The sequence below is a fragment of the Halomonas rhizosphaerae genome, from assembly GCF_030010555.1.
Taxonomy (GTDB): domain Bacteria; phylum Pseudomonadota; class Gammaproteobacteria; order Pseudomonadales; family Halomonadaceae; genus Halomonas; species Halomonas rhizosphaerae.
The window spans coordinates 84,405-101,970 of record NZ_JASCQP010000005.1 but is presented as its reverse complement, the minus strand read 5'-3'; the positions used below and the strand labels follow the sequence as shown (position 1 = coordinate 101,970).

The 17,566-nt window shown below is 67.8% G+C and carries 17 protein-coding genes and 1 riboswitch; of the genes, 4 read left to right on the top strand and 13 right to left on the bottom strand.

Translation table 11 applies throughout. The features are described from left to right. From QLQ83_RS01035 to QLQ83_RS01020, 4 genes are all read right to left on the bottom strand, one after another. A complete protein-coding gene (locus QLQ83_RS01035) occupies positions 1 to 804 on the bottom strand; it encodes a metal ABC transporter ATP-binding protein (RefSeq protein ID WP_282733723.1) in 804 nt (267 codons plus the stop codon). After that, a complete protein-coding gene (locus tag QLQ83_RS01030; RefSeq protein ID WP_282733722.1) occupies positions 801 to 1,745 on the bottom strand; it encodes a metal ABC transporter solute-binding protein, Zn/Mn family in 945 nt (314 codons plus the stop codon). The genes QLQ83_RS01035 and QLQ83_RS01030 overlap by 4 nt, the downstream gene beginning before the upstream one ends. A gap of 204 nt (positions 1,746 to 1,949) precedes the next feature. Next, positions 1,950 to 2,927, bottom strand: coding sequence for an NADPH:quinone reductase (locus QLQ83_RS01025; protein WP_282733721.1), 978 nt, complete (start codon positions 2,925 to 2,927; stop codon positions 1,950 to 1,952). An 81-nt stretch (positions 2,928 to 3,008) separates the two neighbouring features. After that, on the bottom strand, positions 3,009 to 3,593 hold the full coding sequence (locus tag QLQ83_RS01020; protein WP_282733720.1) for a hypothetical protein: 585 nt from the start codon (positions 3,591 to 3,593) through the stop codon (positions 3,009 to 3,011). Positions 3,594 to 3,743: 150 nt separating this feature from the next. On the opposite strand from QLQ83_RS01020, the gene QLQ83_RS01015 reads away from it, so the two are divergent. Beyond that, positions 3,744 to 4,499: a glycerophosphodiester phosphodiesterase family protein gene (locus tag QLQ83_RS01015; protein ID WP_282733719.1), complete on the top strand. Its 756-nt coding sequence runs from the start codon at positions 3,744 to 3,746 to the stop codon at positions 4,497 to 4,499. A 69-nt stretch (positions 4,500 to 4,568) separates the two neighbouring features. Here the strand turns inward: QLQ83_RS01015 and QLQ83_RS01010 are convergent, their stop codons facing one another. From QLQ83_RS01010 to QLQ83_RS00990, 5 genes are all read right to left on the bottom strand, one after another. Beyond that, positions 4,569 to 5,984, bottom strand: coding sequence for a xanthine/uracil/vitamin C permease (locus QLQ83_RS01010; protein WP_282733718.1), 1,416 nt, complete (start codon positions 5,982 to 5,984; stop codon positions 4,569 to 4,571). Between the two features lie 359 nt (positions 5,985 to 6,343). After that, positions 6,344 to 7,111, bottom strand: coding sequence for an ABC transporter ATP-binding protein (locus tag QLQ83_RS01005; RefSeq protein ID WP_282733717.1), 768 nt, complete (start codon positions 7,109 to 7,111; stop codon positions 6,344 to 6,346). Beyond that, positions 7,111 to 8,064, bottom strand: a complete 954-nt coding sequence (locus tag QLQ83_RS01000) for a FecCD family ABC transporter permease (RefSeq protein WP_411971107.1) — start codon at positions 8,062 to 8,064, stop codon at positions 7,111 to 7,113. Before QLQ83_RS01000 ends, QLQ83_RS01005 begins: the two co-directional genes overlap by 1 nt. 46 nt (positions 8,065 to 8,110) lie before the next feature. Further along, positions 8,111 to 8,965 (bottom strand): cobalamin-binding protein, encoded by an 855-nt coding sequence (locus QLQ83_RS00995; RefSeq protein ID WP_282733814.1) that lies wholly within the window; start codon positions 8,963 to 8,965, stop codon positions 8,111 to 8,113. A gap of 49 nt (positions 8,966 to 9,014) precedes the next feature. Next, entirely contained in the window at positions 9,015 to 10,868 is a 1,854-nt protein-coding gene (locus QLQ83_RS00990; protein WP_282733813.1) for a TonB-dependent receptor domain-containing protein, read from the bottom strand. 131 nt (positions 10,869 to 10,999) lie between these two features. Then, positions 11,000 to 11,219: riboswitch (cobalamin riboswitch) on the bottom strand. Between the two features lie 131 nt (positions 11,220 to 11,350). On the opposite strand from QLQ83_RS00990, the gene QLQ83_RS00985 reads away from it, so the two are divergent. From QLQ83_RS00985 to QLQ83_RS00975, 3 genes are all read left to right on the top strand, one after another. Beyond that, complete coding sequence (locus QLQ83_RS00985) at positions 11,351 to 12,439, top strand: PA0069 family radical SAM protein (RefSeq protein ID WP_282733716.1); 1,089 nt, start codon at positions 11,351 to 11,353, stop codon at positions 12,437 to 12,439. Between the two features lie 155 nt (positions 12,440 to 12,594). Further along, positions 12,595 to 13,926, top strand: coding sequence for a sulfite oxidase (locus QLQ83_RS00980; protein ID WP_282733715.1), 1,332 nt, complete (start codon positions 12,595 to 12,597; stop codon positions 13,924 to 13,926). A 9-nt stretch (positions 13,927 to 13,935) separates the two neighbouring features. Next, entirely contained in the window at positions 13,936 to 14,316 is a 381-nt protein-coding gene (locus QLQ83_RS00975; RefSeq protein ID WP_282733714.1) for a hypothetical protein, read from the top strand. Between the two features lie 81 nt (positions 14,317 to 14,397). On the opposite strand, the gene QLQ83_RS00970 is transcribed toward QLQ83_RS00975, so the two are convergent. From QLQ83_RS00970 to QLQ83_RS00955, 4 genes are read right to left on the bottom strand one after another with little or no spacing between them, the layout of a single operon-like run. Next, complete coding sequence (locus QLQ83_RS00970; RefSeq protein ID WP_282733713.1) at positions 14,398 to 15,396, bottom strand: zinc-dependent alcohol dehydrogenase family protein; 999 nt, start codon at positions 15,394 to 15,396, stop codon at positions 14,398 to 14,400. Between the two features lie 53 nt (positions 15,397 to 15,449). Then, positions 15,450 to 16,301 (bottom strand): DUF2797 domain-containing protein, encoded by an 852-nt coding sequence (locus tag QLQ83_RS00965; protein ID WP_282733712.1) that lies wholly within the window; start codon positions 16,299 to 16,301, stop codon positions 15,450 to 15,452. Then, entirely contained in the window at positions 16,285 to 16,569 is a 285-nt protein-coding gene (locus QLQ83_RS00960) for a YeaC family protein (RefSeq protein WP_282733711.1), read from the bottom strand. Before QLQ83_RS00960 ends, QLQ83_RS00965 begins: the two co-directional genes overlap by 17 nt. Before the next feature lie 11 nt (positions 16,570 to 16,580). Further along, positions 16,581 to 17,432 carry a rhomboid family intramembrane serine protease gene (locus tag QLQ83_RS00955; protein ID WP_282733710.1) on the bottom strand — a complete coding sequence of 284 codons (852 nt, stop codon included), beginning with the start codon at positions 17,430 to 17,432 and terminating at the stop codon, positions 16,581 to 16,583. Positions 17,433 to 17,566: the final 134 nt, after the last annotated feature.

Sequence of the window (17,566 nt, the reverse complement as noted above, 5' to 3'; positions counted from 1 at the left end):
TCAGCACTCCCGGGATTCCCGGGGCGCCTCGTCCAGCAGGCGCAACAACTGGACATCGCCGAGCCGTCCACCGTAGGTCTCCTGCAGGTTCTGCGCGGTGAAGGTGGTCGCCACGGGCCCGGCGGCGATGCGGCGGACATTGAGCAGCAACAGGTGATCGAAATAGTCGCGCACCGTGGCGAGATCGTGATGGACACAGAGCAGGGTCCTGCCCTGGCGACGCAGCGTCTTGAGCACCTCCACGATGGCCTTCTCGGTGGCTGCATCGACCCCGGCGAAAGGCTCGTCGAGGATGGTCAGATCCGCCTCCTGGGTCAGGGCGCGGGCCAGGAAGACGCGTTGCTGCTGGCCACCCGAGAGTTCGCCGATCTGGCGCTGGGCGAAGGCCTCCATACCGACACGGCCCAGACTCTCCATGGCCCTGTCGCGATGGTGCCGACGGATAAACTGCCACCAGTGCAGGTCACGGAAGAGCCCCATGGTCACCACGTCGATTACCGTAGCGGGAAAATCCCAGTCGACGCTGCTGCGCTGCGGGACATAGGCCACACGGCGCGAACGGCCGTCATAGGGCTCGCCGAACACCCTGATATCACCGGTCAGGCGCCGGGTGATGCCCAGAGCCGCCTTGAGCAGGGTCGACTTGCCGGCCCCGTTGGGTCCCACGATGGCGGTCATGCAGCCCGGCGGCGTGATGAAGTCCACCGAGTGAACCACCGGCCGATGGTCATAGCTGACGGTCAGGCCATGGATCGCCAGCGGGCTCGCGACCACCTCATCGGAGAGGTGCTGGGCCTCGTTCATTCACTCCCCTCCTGGCTCAGTCGACCCTGTCTGCCCCCGGCGGGGGCCTCGCCCCCCAGCGCACGGGTGATCAGGGTGACGTTGTGATCGAGCATCCCGAGCCAGGTGCCCTCGTAGGTAGCGGCCGGCCCCATGGCATCGGAGAACAGCTCACCGCCGATTTCTACCGTCCAGCCCTCGGCGGCCGCGCCCTCGACCAGTGCCTGGACATTGCGGTCCGACACCGACGATTCGATGAAGATGGCGCCGATGCGGCGGTCCACCAGCACGTCGACCAGCGACTCGATGCGCGCCAGGCCGGCCTCGCTCTCGGTGGAGAAGCCCTGGATCCCCAGGACCTCGTATTCATAGGCGTCACCGAAGTAGCCGAAGGCGTCATGTGCCGTCACCAGGACCCGCGCCGATGCGGGCACGCTGTCGAGCACCCCGTCAGCGTAGCGATCCAGCGCCTCGAGCTCGGCGAGATAGGCATCGGTACGTGCCTCGAACTCCCGAGCATGCTCGGGGGCCAGCTCGACCAGGGCATCACGGATGCCCTCCACCACCCACCGCCAGCGGCCGGGGTCCATCCAGACGTGAGGGTCTGGCTGGTCCGGATACGCCTCATCGGCGAGACGCTGCTCGGCCGGCACCGCCTCGCCCACGGCGAAGACCGGCTTGCGTGCCGCCAGCCGTGACAGGAAGTTGCGCAGCTGGGCCTCCAGGTTGAGACCGTTCCAGAACACCGCATCCGCCCGGGTCATGGCGGTAACGTCGCTGCGGGTCTGGCGATAGAGGTGCGGGTCCACCCCGGGCCCCATCAAGCCCTGCACCTCGACCCGCTCTCCGCCCACCTCTCGCAGGGCATCGGCGACCATCGCGGTCGTGGCCACCAGTTGCAGTGGCGCCTCATCCTCATCGGCCAGCACGGGGCCGGACAACACGCCGAGCAGCGTGAGCAACAAGAGTCTCAGGGGAAGCGCACCTCGGGGGGAAGCTGTCATCGGTGACCCTCGGGGAATGGATGGTGTTGTCGACCAGAATACGTGCTGGCGGTCAGTTCATGAAATGCCATGACGGTAGATGCTGACTCACCGGATGATGGCCGACTCCCCATGCCCCTGCGCGGTTTCCCGGCCGCCAGGCATGGGAGCCGTGTATCCGACTCACGGCAACAGGATGGTGGACCCGGTGGTCTTGCGCCCCTGGAGGGCCTCCTGGGCCTTGCCCGCCTCGGCCAGCGGGTAGCGCTGGGCGATGTCGACCTTCACCTTCCCGCTCTCCAGCATCTCGAAGAGTTCGCCGGCCATCCACTCCAGCCGCGCGCGGGTGTCGGCATAACCGTTGAGGCTCGGACGGGTGACGAACAGCGACCCCTTCTGGTTGAGGATGCCGATGTTGACCCCCTCCACGGCACCGGAGGCGTTGCCGAAGCTGACCATCAGCGAGCGCGGCTTCAGGCAGTCCAGCGAGGTCTCCCAGGTGTCCTTGCCCACAGAGTCGTAGACCACGTCGCACATCGCACCATTGGTCAACTCACGCACCCGCTCGACGACATCCTCCTGCGTGTAGTCGATGGTGGCCCAGGCGCCGTTGCGCTCGGCCAGCGCCGCCTTCTCGGGCGAACTGACGGTACCGATCAGCTTCACGCCCAGCGCCTTCGCCCACTGGCAGGCGATGGAGCCCACGCCGCCGGCAGCAGCGTGCCAGAGGATCGTCTCGCCGCCCTTGAGCTCGCGGGTCTGGCGCAGCAGGTACTGCACGGTCAGGCCCTTGAGCATGCTGGCGGCGGCGGTCTCGACGTCGATGGCGGCGGGCAGCGCCACCACCTTCTCCGCCGGCAGCACATGCTGCTCGGCATAGGCGCCCAGCGGGCCCTGGGCATAGGCGACCCGGTCCCCCGCCTTGAGGTGGGTGACGCCCTCGCCCACCGCATCGACCACGCCGGCCCCCTCGGTGCCCAGGCCGGAGGGCAGCGACGGGGCCGGATAGAGGCCGGTGCGAAAGTAGATGTCGATGAAGTTGAGGCCGACGGCCTGGTTCCTCACGCGGACCTCGCCGGGCGCCGGCTCGGCCGGGGTAACGTCGACGAGTTCGAGGACCTCGGGCCCGCCGGTACGAGCGAACTGGACGCGCTTGGCCATGAGAGTGCTTTCCTTGTGCTGCCTGCGGGATAGGCCCACCAGTCAAGCGCCGTGGCCCCCGCGGGTCAAGTCGGGCCGTTATCAGAGCGTGGCGGGAAAGGTTTCCAGGCCGCGGATGAAGCGCGCCTTGTAGTCATCGAACTGCTGGCGGTCGCGCTTGAAGGACTGGATCACCGCCGCCTCGTCGAAGGTCAGCGCCCTGGGCAGGTCCTCAAGGGAAGTGGCGGGATGCTTGGGGCCCAGCCCGATCCGCACCCCGGCCTTGCCGTCCAGCCAGCGCGTGATCCCTGCCTCGCGAAACCGAGCCTCCTGCTCGGCATCCCGGGCATCGACCCGAAGGGGCGCCTTGAGCGCCAGCTCGGCGACCAGGCGCTCGGCCGGCCGCGCCACGCCCGCCTGTTGCGGGTCCTGGTCAAGCTCGGCCAGCAGCATCACGGTCATGCTGCTGCCGAGTTCGTCGAGCACGAGCAGGGCCAACGCCACCGGGCGTGAATGATCATCCACCAGGGCCAGCACCCTGGCCGCCTCCTGCTTGACCAGCACCCCGAGGGTACCGGCGAAGGTCGCCAGCGGCCTGAGGCCCGCCTCCTGGCCATAGGCCTCGGCGCACAGCCGGGCCAGGCAGGCCTCGCGCTGCTGGGGATTCTTGATATGCACGACTCTCATCTCACTGTCCTCGCATCGTCGGGGTCCGGCACCATCACCAGGGTCGAAATCGCGCAGCCTACCATATCCACGCCATGGCGGATGGCGATACGCTACAGGACGCTTCCACGCCGCCAATGGACGGCGCCTCGCAGACCAGGACGACTGTTCATGCCTCACCCCGATATCCCCCTGCCCCGCCTGATTGCCCACCGCGGTCTTTCCGCCCATGCCCCGGAGAACACCCTCTCCGCCGTGCGCGCCGCCCACGCCGCGGGCTTCACCTGGGTGGAGCTGGACGTGCAGCTGCTCGGCGACGGGACACCGGTGATCTGGCACGACGCCAACATCCGGCGCTGCTCCGATGGGCGCGGCCGACTGTCCGACCTCGACCTGGCCGCGGCCCGTCGGCTCGACGCGGGCAGCTGGTTCGGCGACGCCTTCCTGGGCGAGCGCATGGCCACCCTCGGGGAGATGCTGGCCCTGCTCGACGAGTTGGAGATGGGCGTGAACCTGGAGCTCAAGGTGAATCGCGGCCGGGACCCCCGTGCCCTGGTGGAGGCCGCCCTGCCCCCGGTGAGGGAGGCGCTTCCGCCAGCGCGATGCGTGGTCTCCTCCTTCAACGACACGGCCCTGGCCCGCGCGCGCGCCCTGGCCGGGCCCGAGACGCTGGCACTGGGCGTGCTCTACGAGGCGATCGGCCGGGACTGGCGGCGGCATTGCGAGCCGGTGCAGGCCTTCAGCGTGCATGCCGACTGGAGGCGCCTCAAGCAGTCGCGCGTTCGCGAGGTCGTCGAGGCCGGCTACCGGCTGCTCTGCTACACGGCCAACGACCCCGCCGCCTTCGCCCCGCGCTGGCAATGGGGCGTCGAGGCGGTGATCAGCGACGACCCGGCGCGCTTCGTCGGCCACCTGCCCGACGCCTGACCCCTTCCCCACAACGAGGCGGGCCGCCTCGAAAGGCGGCCCGCAGCGTGGCAAGACTCGTGTGCACGATCAGCGCGTGACGGGCTCCGGCTCGAGGCCATCGTCCGTTTCCACCGCCATGTCGTCCTCCACGGCGATCGGCTCCTCGGGTTCGGCGACGCGCGCCCGGCGCGACCGGTGCTCGACCATGAAATAGAGCACCAGGCCGACACCCAGCCCCCAGGCGGCACCGTGGGTCGCCAGCACCACCCCCATGATGCCGGCCACGCCCATGGCCGTCGCATTGCGGATCTGCTCCACCGCCACGGCGATGCAGAGGTAGCCGGTGATCAGCAGGGTGATCGACAGGGCGATGGGCAGGACCGGCCGGAACAGGGTGATCAGCGGCAGCATGAACAGCGCCAGGAAGCCGACGATCCAGAACACCGAGGCACCGGAGTAGATGGTGTCCATGGCCTTGCGCCCATAGCGGTAGCGCTCGGCGATGGTCGCCATGGCACCGGTGAAGAGCGGACCGGCCAGCCCCGGGTAGGGGGCGAGGAAGGCGTGCATCAGGTTGCGCAGGCCGGTGATCAGGTGCACGCGATCAACGTTGACCTCGATCTTCTCGTCGGGCCGCAGGTGGTCGACCCGCTTGATCAGGCTCTGGCCGACGATGATGTCACCGAAGGCGATGATATAGGCGATGACCGCCGTGGGGATCGCAGCCAGCAGCAGCTCCATGCCCGGCAGCCCGACCGCGAACGGCAGGTAGCCCCAGATACCGGCGAAGTCGGGAAGGGCCATGCCCCACTCGATCTCGGGCAGCGGGTACTCGCCCACGCCCCAGCCGATGGCCATGGTCACCAGCATCCCCGGCACCATGCCGTAGGCGGCGATGTTGCGCGCCCAGCGATGCTTCTCGGCGAGGTCGCGAAACGACAGCGAGAAGAGCACGTAGAGGGTCACCAGGCCACCGATGCCCAGCGAGATCGGCGTGTTGTAGAGGCGTCCACCGGCGCTGATCTCGCCGCTGATCGCGGCGATGCCCGCCCCCAGGAGGATGCCGGCCTTGATCGAGTCGGGAATGTTGTTGACCAGCTTCGAGCCCAGCCGGGTCACCGCCATGAACAGGAAGATGGCCGTCACCATCAGCTGCAGGGCCACCATGGCGCGGATCGCCTCGGGGCCGGGCGTGAAGTCGCTCAGGAACAGCAGTACCACCGGGATCGCGGGGGTGATCCAGCCGGCGATGAAGGGCACGCCGAGCAGCGGTGGCAGGATGAAGCCGATGCCGCAGACCACCACGAAGGCCAGCGCCACCTCGTAGGGCACCCCCAGGTACTGCTCGAGCAGCGGGATCATGCCCATGGCGATGACGAACATCACCAGCGCCTGGACGGTCTCGGGAATCTCCCAGCGGAAATGGATGAACGGCAGTCGCAGCTTGAAGGGGCCGAGGGGCCAGTAGGGATGTTCTTCACCGTATTCGCGTTTGAGCAGCACGTCGGTTCCTCATCGGTTCTGGTTGGGCATGAGCGGTCCTCGTCGAGGGTTGTTGTTGTTGGCCATGGTCGTTTTACGCGGGTGCAGCAAGGGAGGACATTCGACCTTCTATCGAACGGTGGGGCAGCGGTAGCAACACGCGATGTCGACAATCATCACTTAAACCACCGCCCACCAGCCAAGATAGCGGCATGGAGCAGATCGGGTTCTCGAATGTTGTCGACACATTGCCGGGATATTCGGCGACGTTTACGTCAACGTCATCCATGGCGCAGAGCGCAGCATCCCGTGTCTGGGCGCCTGGAGAACGGACGGCCAGGATGCCATCGCGGGCGGGAGGCACGACCAAAGTGCAAGGCTCAGGGAACGGCGACGAACACCCTCGAGCCCTCCACCTCGGCACTGGCCAGGCGCTGGCCATAGAGGCGTTCGAGGGCCTCGGGCACCAGCATGCTCTCGGCCGGGCCCCAGCAGGCCTCACCATCCGGATAGAGCAGCAGCAGGTGATCGCACCAGCGAGCAGCCAGGTTGAGGTCATGCAGACACATCATCACGGCGCGGCCGCTGGCTGCCTGCTCGGCCAGCAGCCGCATCACCGCCACCTGGTGGTGCAGGTCCAGATGATTGGTGGGCTCGTCCGCGAGCCAGACACCCGGAGCCTGGGCCAGCAGGGTGGCAATCGCCAGCCGCTGGCGTTCGCCGCCCGAGAGCGTGGCCACCTGGCGTCCGCCCAGCGCGGCCAGGTCCAGTCGCGCCAGGGCACGCTGGGCCAGCGCCAGGTCCTCGGCGGTTTCCATCTGCCACGGGGAAAGCCAGGGATGGCGGCCGATCAGGGCGGTCTCCTCCACCGTGGCGGGGAAGCCGTCGTGATGCTCCTGGAAGACCAGCCCCAGGCTCTGGGCCAGTCGGCGGCGGCGCAGGCGCGTCAAGGGCACGCCATCCACCTCCACCCGGCCGAGGCGCGGCGAGCGCAGTCCGGCCAGGGTATGCAGCAGGGTGGTCTTGCCCGCGCCGTTGGGTCCCAGCACGCCCCAGACATGGCCCGGCAGCACCGCGAGGTCCAGGGGGTCCCCGCCCTTGCGGCCCGGCACATCGATGACCAGCCCACGGGTCTCCAGGCGACTCATCAGCGGCTCCGATGCAGCAGGTAGAGAAAGGTCGGCACGCCGAGCAGGGCGGTGATCACGCCCACCGGCAGCTGCTCGGGGGCGATCACCGTCCGCGCCAGGGTATCGGCCAGCACCAGCAGGGTACCGCCGGCCAGGGCACAGGCGGGAAGGATCAGCCGCTGGTCGTTGCCCAGCACCAGGCGCAGCATGTGCGGTACCACCAGGCCCACGAAGCCGACGCTCCCCGCCGTCGTCACGGCCACGGCGGTGACCAGGCTCGCCAGCAGGTAGACCAGCCACTCCAGGCGCCGGACCGCCACGCCCAGGGCCGCCGCCTGCAGCCCGCCCCGAGCCAGCACGTTGAGGCTTCGCCCGAGCGGCACCACCAGCAGACAGACCAGGCCCAGCAGGCCCAGCGCGACCCCGGGACCCCGCGCATGGGCCAGGTCGCCCATCAGCCAGTAGAGCATGCCCGGCAGCTGTCGGGACGGGCTCAGCGACAGGATCAGGGTGATCACCGCCCCCCAGCCCGACGCGACGACCACCCCGGTGAGCAGCAGCCGCGAGGGGGTCCAGCTGCCGGTCCCGTGCGCCAGGCCGAACACCAGCAGGGTCGCCGTCAGGGCGCCGGCAAAGGCCGACCCCGAGACCAGGGCGCTGCCCAGCCCCGCCAGCATCGCCAGCAGGGCACCCACCGCCGCGCCGCCGGAAAGCCCCAGCACATAGGGGTCCGCCAGCGGGTTGCGCAGCAGCACCTGCATCAGCGCACCGGCCACCGCCAGCAGGCCGCCGGTGGCGAAGCCGGCCAGGGCACGCGGCAGGCGCAGCTCCAGGATCAGGGTCCGTGACAGGGCGTCGCCACCGCCCACCAGCACGGCAAGGCTGTCCGTCAGGGAGACGTCGGCACTGCCCAGGGCAACGGCGAGCACCAGGGCGGCCAGGGAGACCGCGGCCAGCACGCCCAGGGTCAACGCCAGATGACCCGAGGTCAGGTGCCCGTGGGCCGCGGCGCGTGAGCTAGCGCCGCCCACGGGCCACCTCCAGCCTCTCGCAGAGGAGCCGGCTGCCCTCCAGCAGGCGTAGCGTGGGCCGCTGAAGCAGCGACGGAGGCACGAAGAAGAGGTTGTCGCGGGCCACCGCCGTCAGCTCGGGAAAGCGCTTCCAGGCGTCCAACCAGCTGCGGTTCTCCTCCCCCCGCCCACCGGCCAGTATCACCTCGGGGTCGGCCGCCAGCACGGCCTCCTCGTCGATGCGCGGCACCAGTCGCGACAGGCCGCCAAAGACGTTCACGCCACCGCACAGCGTGACCACCTTGCCGATCAGGTGCTCGTCGTTGACGGTCATCAGCGGCGAGTCCCACACCTGGTAGAGCACCGTCACCGGGGGCGCGTCGGCATGGCGCGCCGCCAGCTCGGCGAGCTCCTGGCGAAAGCGCTCGGCGGCCAGGCGTCCCTGTGGCTCGCTGCCGGCCAGCCGCGACAGTCGTTCGAGGGCCGAGGCGATCCCCTCGAATGTCCGTGGTTCGATCCGGAACACCGGCACCCTCAGCCCCTCGAGGCGCTCCACCTGCTCGGCGGGGTTGCCGGTGACCCAGCCGATCACCAGGTCCGGCTGCAGGGCGACCAGGCGTTCCAGGTCCAGGCGGTCATGATTGCCCACCGAGGGCAGCTTCTTGGCCTCGGGCGGGTAGTCGCTGTGATCCACCACCGCCACCAGCCGCTCCCCTGCCCCGGCCGCGAAGAGCAGCTCCGTGGCCCCGGGGGAGAGCGCGACGATCCGCTCGGCCGAGGCCGCCAGGCAGACCTCGCGGTCGGTATCGTCGATGGCGCAGACCTCATCGGCGGCGGCCGGACCGACAAGGCCGGCCAGCATCACCAGCAGGAGCCCGACGCCGGGCAGACGATGAGCCACTGGCGACTCCCTACGGGCCAAAGTGGACGCTGACAAAGGCCGCCCGGCCGGCGTTGATGTAGTCGAAGGGGATGCTCTCGAAGGTGGAAAGGTCGAGGTCAGCGCCCTGGGCGGTGGCATACTCCTTGTCCGTCAGATTCTCCACGGTGGCGCGCAGCGACCACATCGGCGCAAGTTGCCAGCCGGCCCGCAGGTTGACGATGCCATAGCCCGGCAGTCGCTGCTGGTTGTCGCCGTCGTTGTAGCGATGGTTCTGGGCGATCCAGGACGCGCCCAGCGACCACTCCCCCAGTTCGCGATCGATATCGAGGCGCAGGCTCTGGGTGGCGCGACGCGCCAGCCGGTTCCCGGTTTCGCGGTCCTCGGGGTCGGTATAGGTGAGCGCCGCTCCCAAAGTCCACTCATTCACTTCAGCGCCAGCCGACAGCTCGGCGCCGCGGATTCTGGCACTGCTAACGTTCTTTGCTCGGAAATTGTCATCAGGATCCAGCTGTATCAAGTCATCAACATTGTTCTGATAAACTACTAGGTCCCAGTACAACTCTCCGTGCTTTGCCCGGATGCCCAACTCTAGACTGTCCGATGTTTCGGCTTCTAGATCTGCATTCGGAGAAAAAGGATTATAAAGGTCATTAAAGGTAGGCGCTCTAAAAGCCGTACCGTAAATTGCTCTCAGCGTATGAGAGTCGTCTAAATCATATCCTAGGGCCAGACTGCCGGTAACCTCTTCCCCATATGCCTCATTGTCGTCATAACGCAGACTAGCCTGAACGGATACAGGGGCGAAATCCAGCAGACTCTGAGCAAATACAGCCATATTATCGCGACTACTCTCCTCAAAATCGGTGGAGCCGCTTACACGATCATCGCTGTATTCAGCTCCCGCCACCAATTGATGAGCCCCAACATCCAAGGTATTTTCCCAACGCACACTTTGCGTTTCGGTATTGAACTCATCAGTAGCGGACGTTCTTCGCTCATCCTTGGCCTCACTAAAAGTCAGACGTGAGCGAAGATCCTCGGATATTACAATTTCGCCATATACACCCGCAGCCTGCTGAAGAAAATCAGTATCAGCTGGTAAACCGAAAGAATCGAATTCGGTATTACCACGCGACCTAAGCGCTAGCAAGCCGACCTCCCCTCCACTCTCGAAGGTATGGGAAAGCCGTACCAGTCCACTCGTGTTGTCGTACCCCTTGTCATCGCCGCCACGGCGCACCGGTTGACCATCCGTATCGAAACGGCTGGCGGCGAAATGGTAGCGGGTACCGCCCTGGGCACCGGAGAGGCTGGCGCTATGACGCTGGGACTCGAAGGAGCCACCACCAATGGAGAGGCGCGGCTGGGGATCACCCTCTTCCCCTTCAGGCGTGAACAACTGGACCACGCCGCCCACCGCATCGGCGCCGTAGAGGCTGCCGCGTGGCCCGCGCACGATCTCGGCACGCTCGAACATGCGCGGATCCAGGAACTCCCAGGACGCCGCCCCCGTGGTCGCCGAGCGAAGACGGATGCCGTCGATCAGCAGCACGTTCTGGTTGCTGTTGGTCCCCCGGATGAAGACGCTACTCTGCTTGCCGAAACTACCGCTGGTGCTGACATCTACCCCCGGCTGGCCCCGCAGCACATCGGTGATGCTCTCGGGATCCTGGCGGCGCAGGGCGGCCTCGTCGATCACGGTGACGGAGGAGAGACTCTGGTCGGCGGTACGGGGCGCCAGGGCGGCGGTCACGACCATCGGATTGAGTTCGACGGTGGGGGACGCCTGATCGGCGGTGTTCGACTGTGCGTGGGCGGCCAGCGGAAGCGCGGCGAGGCCAACGGCGGCCAGGCCACGGACGGGGTGATTTATGGTTTTCATGGTGTGTCCCTTGCTCACCGTGCTCACCCGCACGGTGTGATGGCGTGTTGAGTGCCGAGGCGACAAGGGATCGAGGAAGACGGACGAACGGGAAAGCGGCGCCAGCCCTGCCTCGAGCTTGCCCACCGCAACTCGGCATGAACTCTCGGGCCGGTCTCCGGGCTGACGAGTGAGTGCCGGGCATGAAGCAGGCCCGACGTCTCGAACGACCGCCTTCCCGTGCCGCAGCACAGTGGCGTGATGGCCGTTCTTTCCTCGATCACCGTTGCGGGGGCAGCGTCGGAATGGGATCACCGACTTCCCGTTTCACTGGCAGACGCATCCACCAGCACCTAAGAGTGCGCGTAAGCTAGCAACCCCTCGATGAAGCGTCAACGCGCGCCCTGCGCTTGATTGACCTGGCGCAGCCGACCTGCCGATGGGCTGACAGGCCATCGCCGCGCCCCTATACTGTCTATCCATACAGCAACAAGGCATCCCCGATGGTCCATCAGCCGAAACGCGATGGCGTGGCGCGCAAGGGCCGCGGCGCCACCTTTGATCCCCACAACCGCTTCGCCCCGACCACCAGCGAGCCGGTCGACGACGGCTGGTGGCTGGAGGAGGCACCGGAGAGCCTGGCCACCGAGGTGCGCGAGGAACGCACGCACAGTGCGCTCTCCCGGAACAGCTCCCCCGACCTGCCCTTCGACCGCTCGATCAATCCCTATCGTGGCTGCGAGCATGGCTGCATCTACTGCTATGCGCGCCCCAGCCACGCCTACTGGGACCTCTCCCCGGGGCTCGACTTCGAGACGAAGCTGGTCGCCCGGACCGGGCTGGTGGAGCGCCTGCGGGACGAGCTGTGCCGGCCCGGCTACCAGTGCCGGCCCATCAACCTCGCCGGCAATACCGATGCCTACCAGCCCCTGGAGGCCCGTTACGCCACCACTCGCGGCATCCTGGAACTGCTGCTCGAGTGTCGCCATCCGGTGACCCTGGTGACCAAGGGCGGGCTGATCCTGCGCGACCTCGATCTGCTGCGCGCACTGGCCAGACAGCGCCTGGTGCGGGTGATGGTCAGCCTCACCAGCCTCGATGCCGCGCTGAAGCGTAGCCTGGAACCGCGGGCCGCCTCCCCGTCCGCGCGGCTGAGAGTGATCCGCACCCTGGCCGAGGCCGGCATTCCGGTGGGTACCCTGGTGGCCCCGGTGATTCCGGGGCTGACCGACCATGAGTTGGAACGACTGGTCGCGGCCGCCGCGGACGCCGGTGCCACCACCGCTGGCTGGATGCTGCTGCGCCTGCCCCGGGAAGTCGCCCCGCTGTTCGAGGCGTGGCTGGCCACCCACCACCCCGAACGGGCCGGCAAGGTGATGAGCCTCATCCGCCAGTGCCGCGGCGGCGAGGACTACGACCCGCGCTTTGGCAAGCGCATGCGGGGCGAGGGGGTCTTCGCGGAGCTGCTGGAGCAGCGCTTCCACAAGGCTTGCCGCCGCGTCGGCCTCAATGACCCGGCGTCCGTAGCGAGCCAGAGGCTGGATACCTCGGTCTTCCGGCCGCCGCGGGCCCAGAGGGATCTCTTCGAGTAGCGAAGGCGAGCTTGCAACGGGCGATTCGCTGCTATGCTGGAATATCGTAAGACATGGAATGATGGAGCACTCCCACAAGACAATCACAACACCGGCCCGGCGCGCTTGCAGGACGTCTCGCCCCACGCACGCCAGAGCCTATCAGGAGTCCAGTCATGACAAGACTACCCCCCGATGCCAAGACGCGCGGCATCCATGAGCTCTATGCCGAGGATCCCGAGGCCGCGGATCGCAAGCTCTGGGACCGAGAGGTCGACCCCGTCAGCCGCCGCGGCTTCCTGAAACGCTCCAGCCTGCTCGCCATGGCCGCCGCCGTGGGCGGCTCCATTCCCTTCGCCGACCACATGCCGGGTGGGCTCATCCCGGCGGCCCTGGCCCAGAGCGACGAGCCCTTCACTCTCGAGGGCAAGGAGGGCCTGACCGTCCTCAACGACAGGCCCATCAATGCCGAGACCCCGGCCCACCTACTGGATGACGACATCACCCCGGCGAAGCACATGTTCGTGCGCAACAACGGCATTCCCCCCGAGGTGGAGAGCATCGACGCCGATACCTGGGAACTGGAGATCGCCGGCGAATCCTGCGAGAACCCGCAGACCTTCACCATCGCCGACCTCAAGGAGAAGTTCGAGCACCACACCCTGCAGTTGCAGGTGGAATGCGGCGGCAACGGGCGAAGCGAATACGTGCCCTCGGCCAGCGGCAACCAGTGGACCACCGGCGCGGTGGCCTGCCCGACCTTCACCGGGGTACGCCTGCGCGATGTGCTCGAGGCCTGCGGGATCAAGGACGATGCCTTCTACATCGGCTATTACGGCGCCGACCGTCACGCCAGCGGCGACCCGAACAAGGAGGCCATCTCGCGCGGCGTGCCCATGGAGAAGGCGCTGGAGGACGAATCGCTGATCGCCTGGGCCATGAATGACGAGGACATCCCCTACCTCAACGGCTACCCCCTGCGCGTCGTCTGCGGCGGTTGGCCGGGGTCGGTCTCCGGCAAGTGGCTCAAGCGCATCGTCATACGCAACGAGAAGCACGACGGCGCCAAGATGGGCGCCCCCTCCTACAGCGTGCCCAAGCACCCGGTGGCTCCGGGCAGCAACGTGCCCAACGAGGACTTCGAGACCATCGAGTCGATGCCGGTGAAGTCGCTGGTCACCTTCCCGAAGTCCGGCATCGACCATGCCCTCGGTGAGGCCATGGAGGTTCGCGGCCACGCCTGGGCCGGCGACCTGGCCGTGAAGGAGGTGCACGTCTCCATCGACTTCGGCGCCACCTGGCAGAAGGCAGAGCTGAAGGCACCGCCCAACCGTCTGGCCTGGCAACGCTGGACCACCTCCGTGGAGTTCCCCGAGCCCGGCTACTACGAGGTGTGGGCCAAGGCCACCGACGAGGAAGGCCGCGCTCAACCCATGGTCGTCCCGGGCTGGAACCCCAAGGGTTACCTGAATAATGCCTGCCACCGCATTGCGGTCCAGGTGGCCTAGGAGGTAGCCATGACGCCTTTGCACACACTCGCCATGCCGACGCTTGGGGTGGCCCTGCTGTGCCTCCCGCTGGGGGCATGGGCACAGGAAACGGACCCGGACACCGGCCTGGTCCAGGCCGAAGGCTGGGAGACGGTGCGCAACAACTGCACCGCCTGCCATTCGGCCAACCTGGTGACCCAGAACAGCGGCTCCCGCAACCACTGGGAAAACCTCATCCGCTGGATGCAAGATACCCAGGGGCTCTGGGAGTTCCAGGCCGAGACCGAGGAGACCATCCTCGACTATCTCGCCGAGCACTACGGACCCAAGGAGGATACGCGACGCCCGGCGCTGCCGCGCACGCTGATGCCGGACAACCCGTACCCCACGGTTGCCGATCCCGGCTGATCTCCGACGTTGCGACCCACGACAGGCCCCTCGAGAGGGGCCTGTCCTCGTTCGGGTTCAGGGAGCGACCAAGGGCATGACTCAAGGAATCAGCACCGCGGCACCGGAGAGACGCCCCTCGCGCAGGTCGTCCAGCGCCTGGTTGGCCTCCTCCAGCGGATAGGCCCGGGTCTCGGTGCGAATCGGCACCTGGGGAGCGAGCGCCAGGAACTCCTCGCCATCGCGACGGGTGAGGTTGGCCACCGAGCTCAGGCGGCGCTCCTCCCAGAGCAGGCGGTAGGGAAAGGAGGGGATGTCGGACATGTGAATGCCCCCGGAAACCACCGCCCCGCCAGGACGCACCGCGGCCAGTGCCGTGGGGATGAGATCGCCCACCGGGGCGAAGAGCAGAGCGGCGTCCAGGCGCTCGGGCGGGGCCTCGTCGCTGCCACCGGCCCAGACGGCACCCAGGCGACGGGCGAACGCCTGGGCCTGGGTGTCCCCGGGACGGGTGAAGGCATAGACCGCCTGCCCCCGGGCGACGGCGAGCTGGGCCAGGATGTGCGCCGCGGCACCGAAGCCGTAGATGCCGAGCCGCCGGTTCGTCTCGCCACCGGCCAGCCGCCAGGTGCGATAGCCGATCAGGCCGGCACACAGCAGCGGGGCGGCGGCCTGGGCATCCTCGACATCCAGGGGAAAGCAGTAGCGAGCATCGGCCACGCAGTACTCCGCATAGCCGCCGTCGCGGGTGTAGCCGGTGAACTCGGCCCGTTCGCAGAGGTTCTCGCGACCGGCCCGGCAGGGCTCGCACTCGCCGCAGGTCCAGCCCAGCCAAGGCACGCCGACCCGCGTGCCCGGGGCCGGCCCCTGGACGCCCTCCCCCAGCGCCGCCACTTCGCCGACGATCTCGTGGCCTAGGACCAGCGGCAGACTTGGCTCGGTAAGCTCGCCATCGAGGACATGAAGGTCGGTCCGACAGACCCCGCAGGCCAGCACGCGCACCTCGACCTCCCCGGGACCGGGCGCGGGGCGGGCGACCCGCTCCAGCTCGAGTGGCCTGCCCGGGGCATGCAGGCGCATGACACGCATGGACTCGCTCATCGACGCTCCTCCTGCTGCTGTACACTTTCACTGCCCGCAGGATAGCCCAACGATCAGGCAGAGACCTTGACCTCGTACCCGGTGAACTTGCGCAGGTTGATCACGCCGCTGTCGAGGATCAGGTACTGGCCCTTGATGCCCAGCAGGGTGCCGGCCACCACGGGCTGCTTGTCCAGGTTGTGGGAGACCACCTTGGCGGGGAACTCCAGCACCGGATAGTCGAAGCTCAGCGGCGCCTCGTCGAGGAGGCGGATGGCGTCCGCCCCGAAGCGTTCGCGCAGGTTGGCCAGGCCAGCCTCCAGCCGCGCCAGCAGGCGGTCCCGCTCGGCCGCCAGGTCAAGGGCCAGGGTGTCGCCCTTGAGCATGGCGCGCCAGTTGGTGCGATCCGAGACCTCCTCCTTGAACAGCACCTCCACGAACCCCGACTGCTGGCGGGTATCCACCTCCAGGATCGGCAGGGCCTGCACGGCGCCCTGGTCGAGCCAGCGCGTCGGCATCTGGCTGGCGCGAGTGATGCCTACCTTGAGGCCGGAGGCGTTGGCCAGGTAGACCACGTGGGGCTGGAAGCAGTGGCGCTCGGCCCAGTCGGGCTCGCGGCAGGTGCCTTCGAAGAAGTGGCAGAGCTCCGGCTTCATGATGCAGGTGTCGCACTGGGCGAGGCGCTTGAAGCACGGGTAGCAGTAGCCCTGGGCGAAGCTCTTCCTGGTGGCCCTGCCGCAATGGGTGCAGGCGATGGCGCCGGTCCACTCCAGCCGCAGGGGCTTGCCGAGGCAGGCGTTGAGGTCGAGACGGGCCTCGCCGGCCCGCAGCACGTAGTGGGCCGGGGAGCCCGGCTCGACGGCCATCTTGCTCAGGCAGCCCTGCAGCGCCTTGGCGGCCTCGATCGACTCAGTCACGGCTGGCATCCCGGGCCAGGCCGGCCCGTTCGGGGGGCACGTCGGTCCCGCCGCTGGCGCTGCCGCAGGTGCGACGCTGCAGGTAGCCGACCCGCTGCTCATCGGGCACCTGGTTCTCCACCTCATAGCGCATCACCGCCTCGAGGCAGAGCTCGGTCTGCTCGGCCGTCAGCATCCGGCCATCCGGCCACTTGCGCAGTGACACGGCCCGCTTGAGGCTCTCGTAGATGGACGGGGTCATCTGCTGGATCATGCGATCGAAGGACATCTCGCTCATGACGGGTTCTCTCAGGATTGACGGCGGGCACGGCCGGAATGATACCAGCCCAGCGCCAGGCCCACGACCAGCCCGCCCAGGTGCGCCTCGTTGGCCACGTTGCCGAACCCCACCGTGGCCGCCATGTCGGTCATCGCGAAGACCAGCCAGCCGAGCATGAAGACCACCAGCATCTGGGGTACGAAGAAGCCGCTGCGCGGCGCACGCCGCGACATCAGCCAGACATAGGCCAACAGCGCGAAGTCGACGCCGGACATGCCGCCGAACAGCACGGTCCCGGTGGCGTACTGGGCGAGGTTGGCGCCGATGCCGGCAACGAGCAGCAGCGTCAGCATCCGCGTGCTGCCCTGCAGCGCCTCCACCTGGCGACCGAAGTACCAGAGCCACAGCATGTTGAAGATCAGGTGCATCCAGCCGAAGTGCAGGAAGGCCGGTGACAACAGCCGCCATACCTGGCCCGAGGCGAGCGCCTCGCCGAGGTTGCCGAAGGCCAGGCCGCCATTGGTCACGACCACCGGCACGATGGTCAGCGCCGCGACCACGCGGTCGCCGAGCCCCCCCATGGCGGCGAAGACCACCAGGCACAGCGCCAGCGCGAAGGACGTCACCGGCACCTGACGAAAGGGGCCGAGCAGCTCGCCGGGTGAACGCCTTGCGGCCGGCGTTCGCTCGGGCATCAGCGGTTCACCCTGCCGCCAGCGCTCGATCAGTCTGAGCATCGCGTCGTGCTGCTCGGGGTCGACCAGCCAAAGCACCTGCCCCTCGCTCTCCTCGGTAAATCGATGCCCGATGCGATGGGCCCAGAGGGCGCGCCGCAGCTCACGGGTGTCGACATCGTGGGGCAGCAGGATTACCCGATACATGGCCTCTCCAACGGTTGACGAGCCCGGCGTGACGGCGCGTGCAGGCCACGCAAAGAAAAAGTCCGGCGGAGGGGGCCGCCGGACAAGAGCAAGGGATCATTCAAGGGAACACCTATTCTGATGGCGTGGGTGGG

What these genes read in the sequence shown, in the direction of transcription:
- QLQ83_RS01035 (WP_282733723.1), bottom strand. Translation starts at nt 804, where the DNA reads ATGAACGAGGCCCAGCACCTCTCCGATGAGGTGGTCGCGAGCCCGCTG.
- QLQ83_RS01025 (WP_282733721.1), bottom strand. Translation starts at nt 2,927, where the DNA reads ATGGCCAAGCGCGTCCAGTTCGCTCGTACCGGCGGGCCCGAGGTCCTC.
- QLQ83_RS01020 (WP_282733720.1), bottom strand. Translation starts at nt 3,593, where the DNA reads ATGAGAGTCGTGCATATCAAGAATCCCCAGCAGCGCGAGGCCTGCCTG.
- QLQ83_RS01015 (WP_282733719.1), top strand. Translation starts at nt 3,744, where the DNA reads ATGCCTCACCCCGATATCCCCCTGCCCCGCCTGATTGCCCACCGCGGT.
- QLQ83_RS01005 (WP_282733717.1), bottom strand. Translation starts at nt 7,111, where the DNA reads ATGAGTCGCCTGGAGACCCGTGGGCTGGTCATCGATGTGCCGGGCCGC.
- QLQ83_RS00995 (WP_282733814.1), bottom strand. Translation starts at nt 8,965, where the DNA reads ATGCTGGCCGGCCTTGTCGGTCCGGCCGCCGCCGATGAGGTCTGCGCC.
- QLQ83_RS00990 (WP_282733813.1), bottom strand. Translation starts at nt 10,868, where the DNA reads ATGAAAACCATAAATCACCCCGTCCGTGGCCTGGCCGCCGTTGGCCTC.
- QLQ83_RS00985 (WP_282733716.1), top strand. Translation starts at nt 11,351, where the DNA reads ATGGTCCATCAGCCGAAACGCGATGGCGTGGCGCGCAAGGGCCGCGGC.
- QLQ83_RS00980 (WP_282733715.1), top strand. Translation starts at nt 12,595, where the DNA reads ATGACAAGACTACCCCCCGATGCCAAGACGCGCGGCATCCATGAGCTC.
- QLQ83_RS00975 (WP_282733714.1), top strand. Translation starts at nt 13,936, where the DNA reads ATGACGCCTTTGCACACACTCGCCATGCCGACGCTTGGGGTGGCCCTG.
- QLQ83_RS00970 (WP_282733713.1), bottom strand. Translation starts at nt 15,396, where the DNA reads ATGAGCGAGTCCATGCGTGTCATGCGCCTGCATGCCCCGGGCAGGCCA.
- QLQ83_RS00965 (WP_282733712.1), bottom strand. Translation starts at nt 16,301, where the DNA reads ATGCCAGCCGTGACTGAGTCGATCGAGGCCGCCAAGGCGCTGCAGGGC.
- QLQ83_RS00960 (WP_282733711.1), bottom strand. Translation starts at nt 16,569, where the DNA reads ATGAGCGAGATGTCCTTCGATCGCATGATCCAGCAGATGACCCCGTCC.
- QLQ83_RS00955 (WP_282733710.1), bottom strand. Translation starts at nt 17,432, where the DNA reads ATGTATCGGGTAATCCTGCTGCCCCACGATGTCGACACCCGTGAGCTG.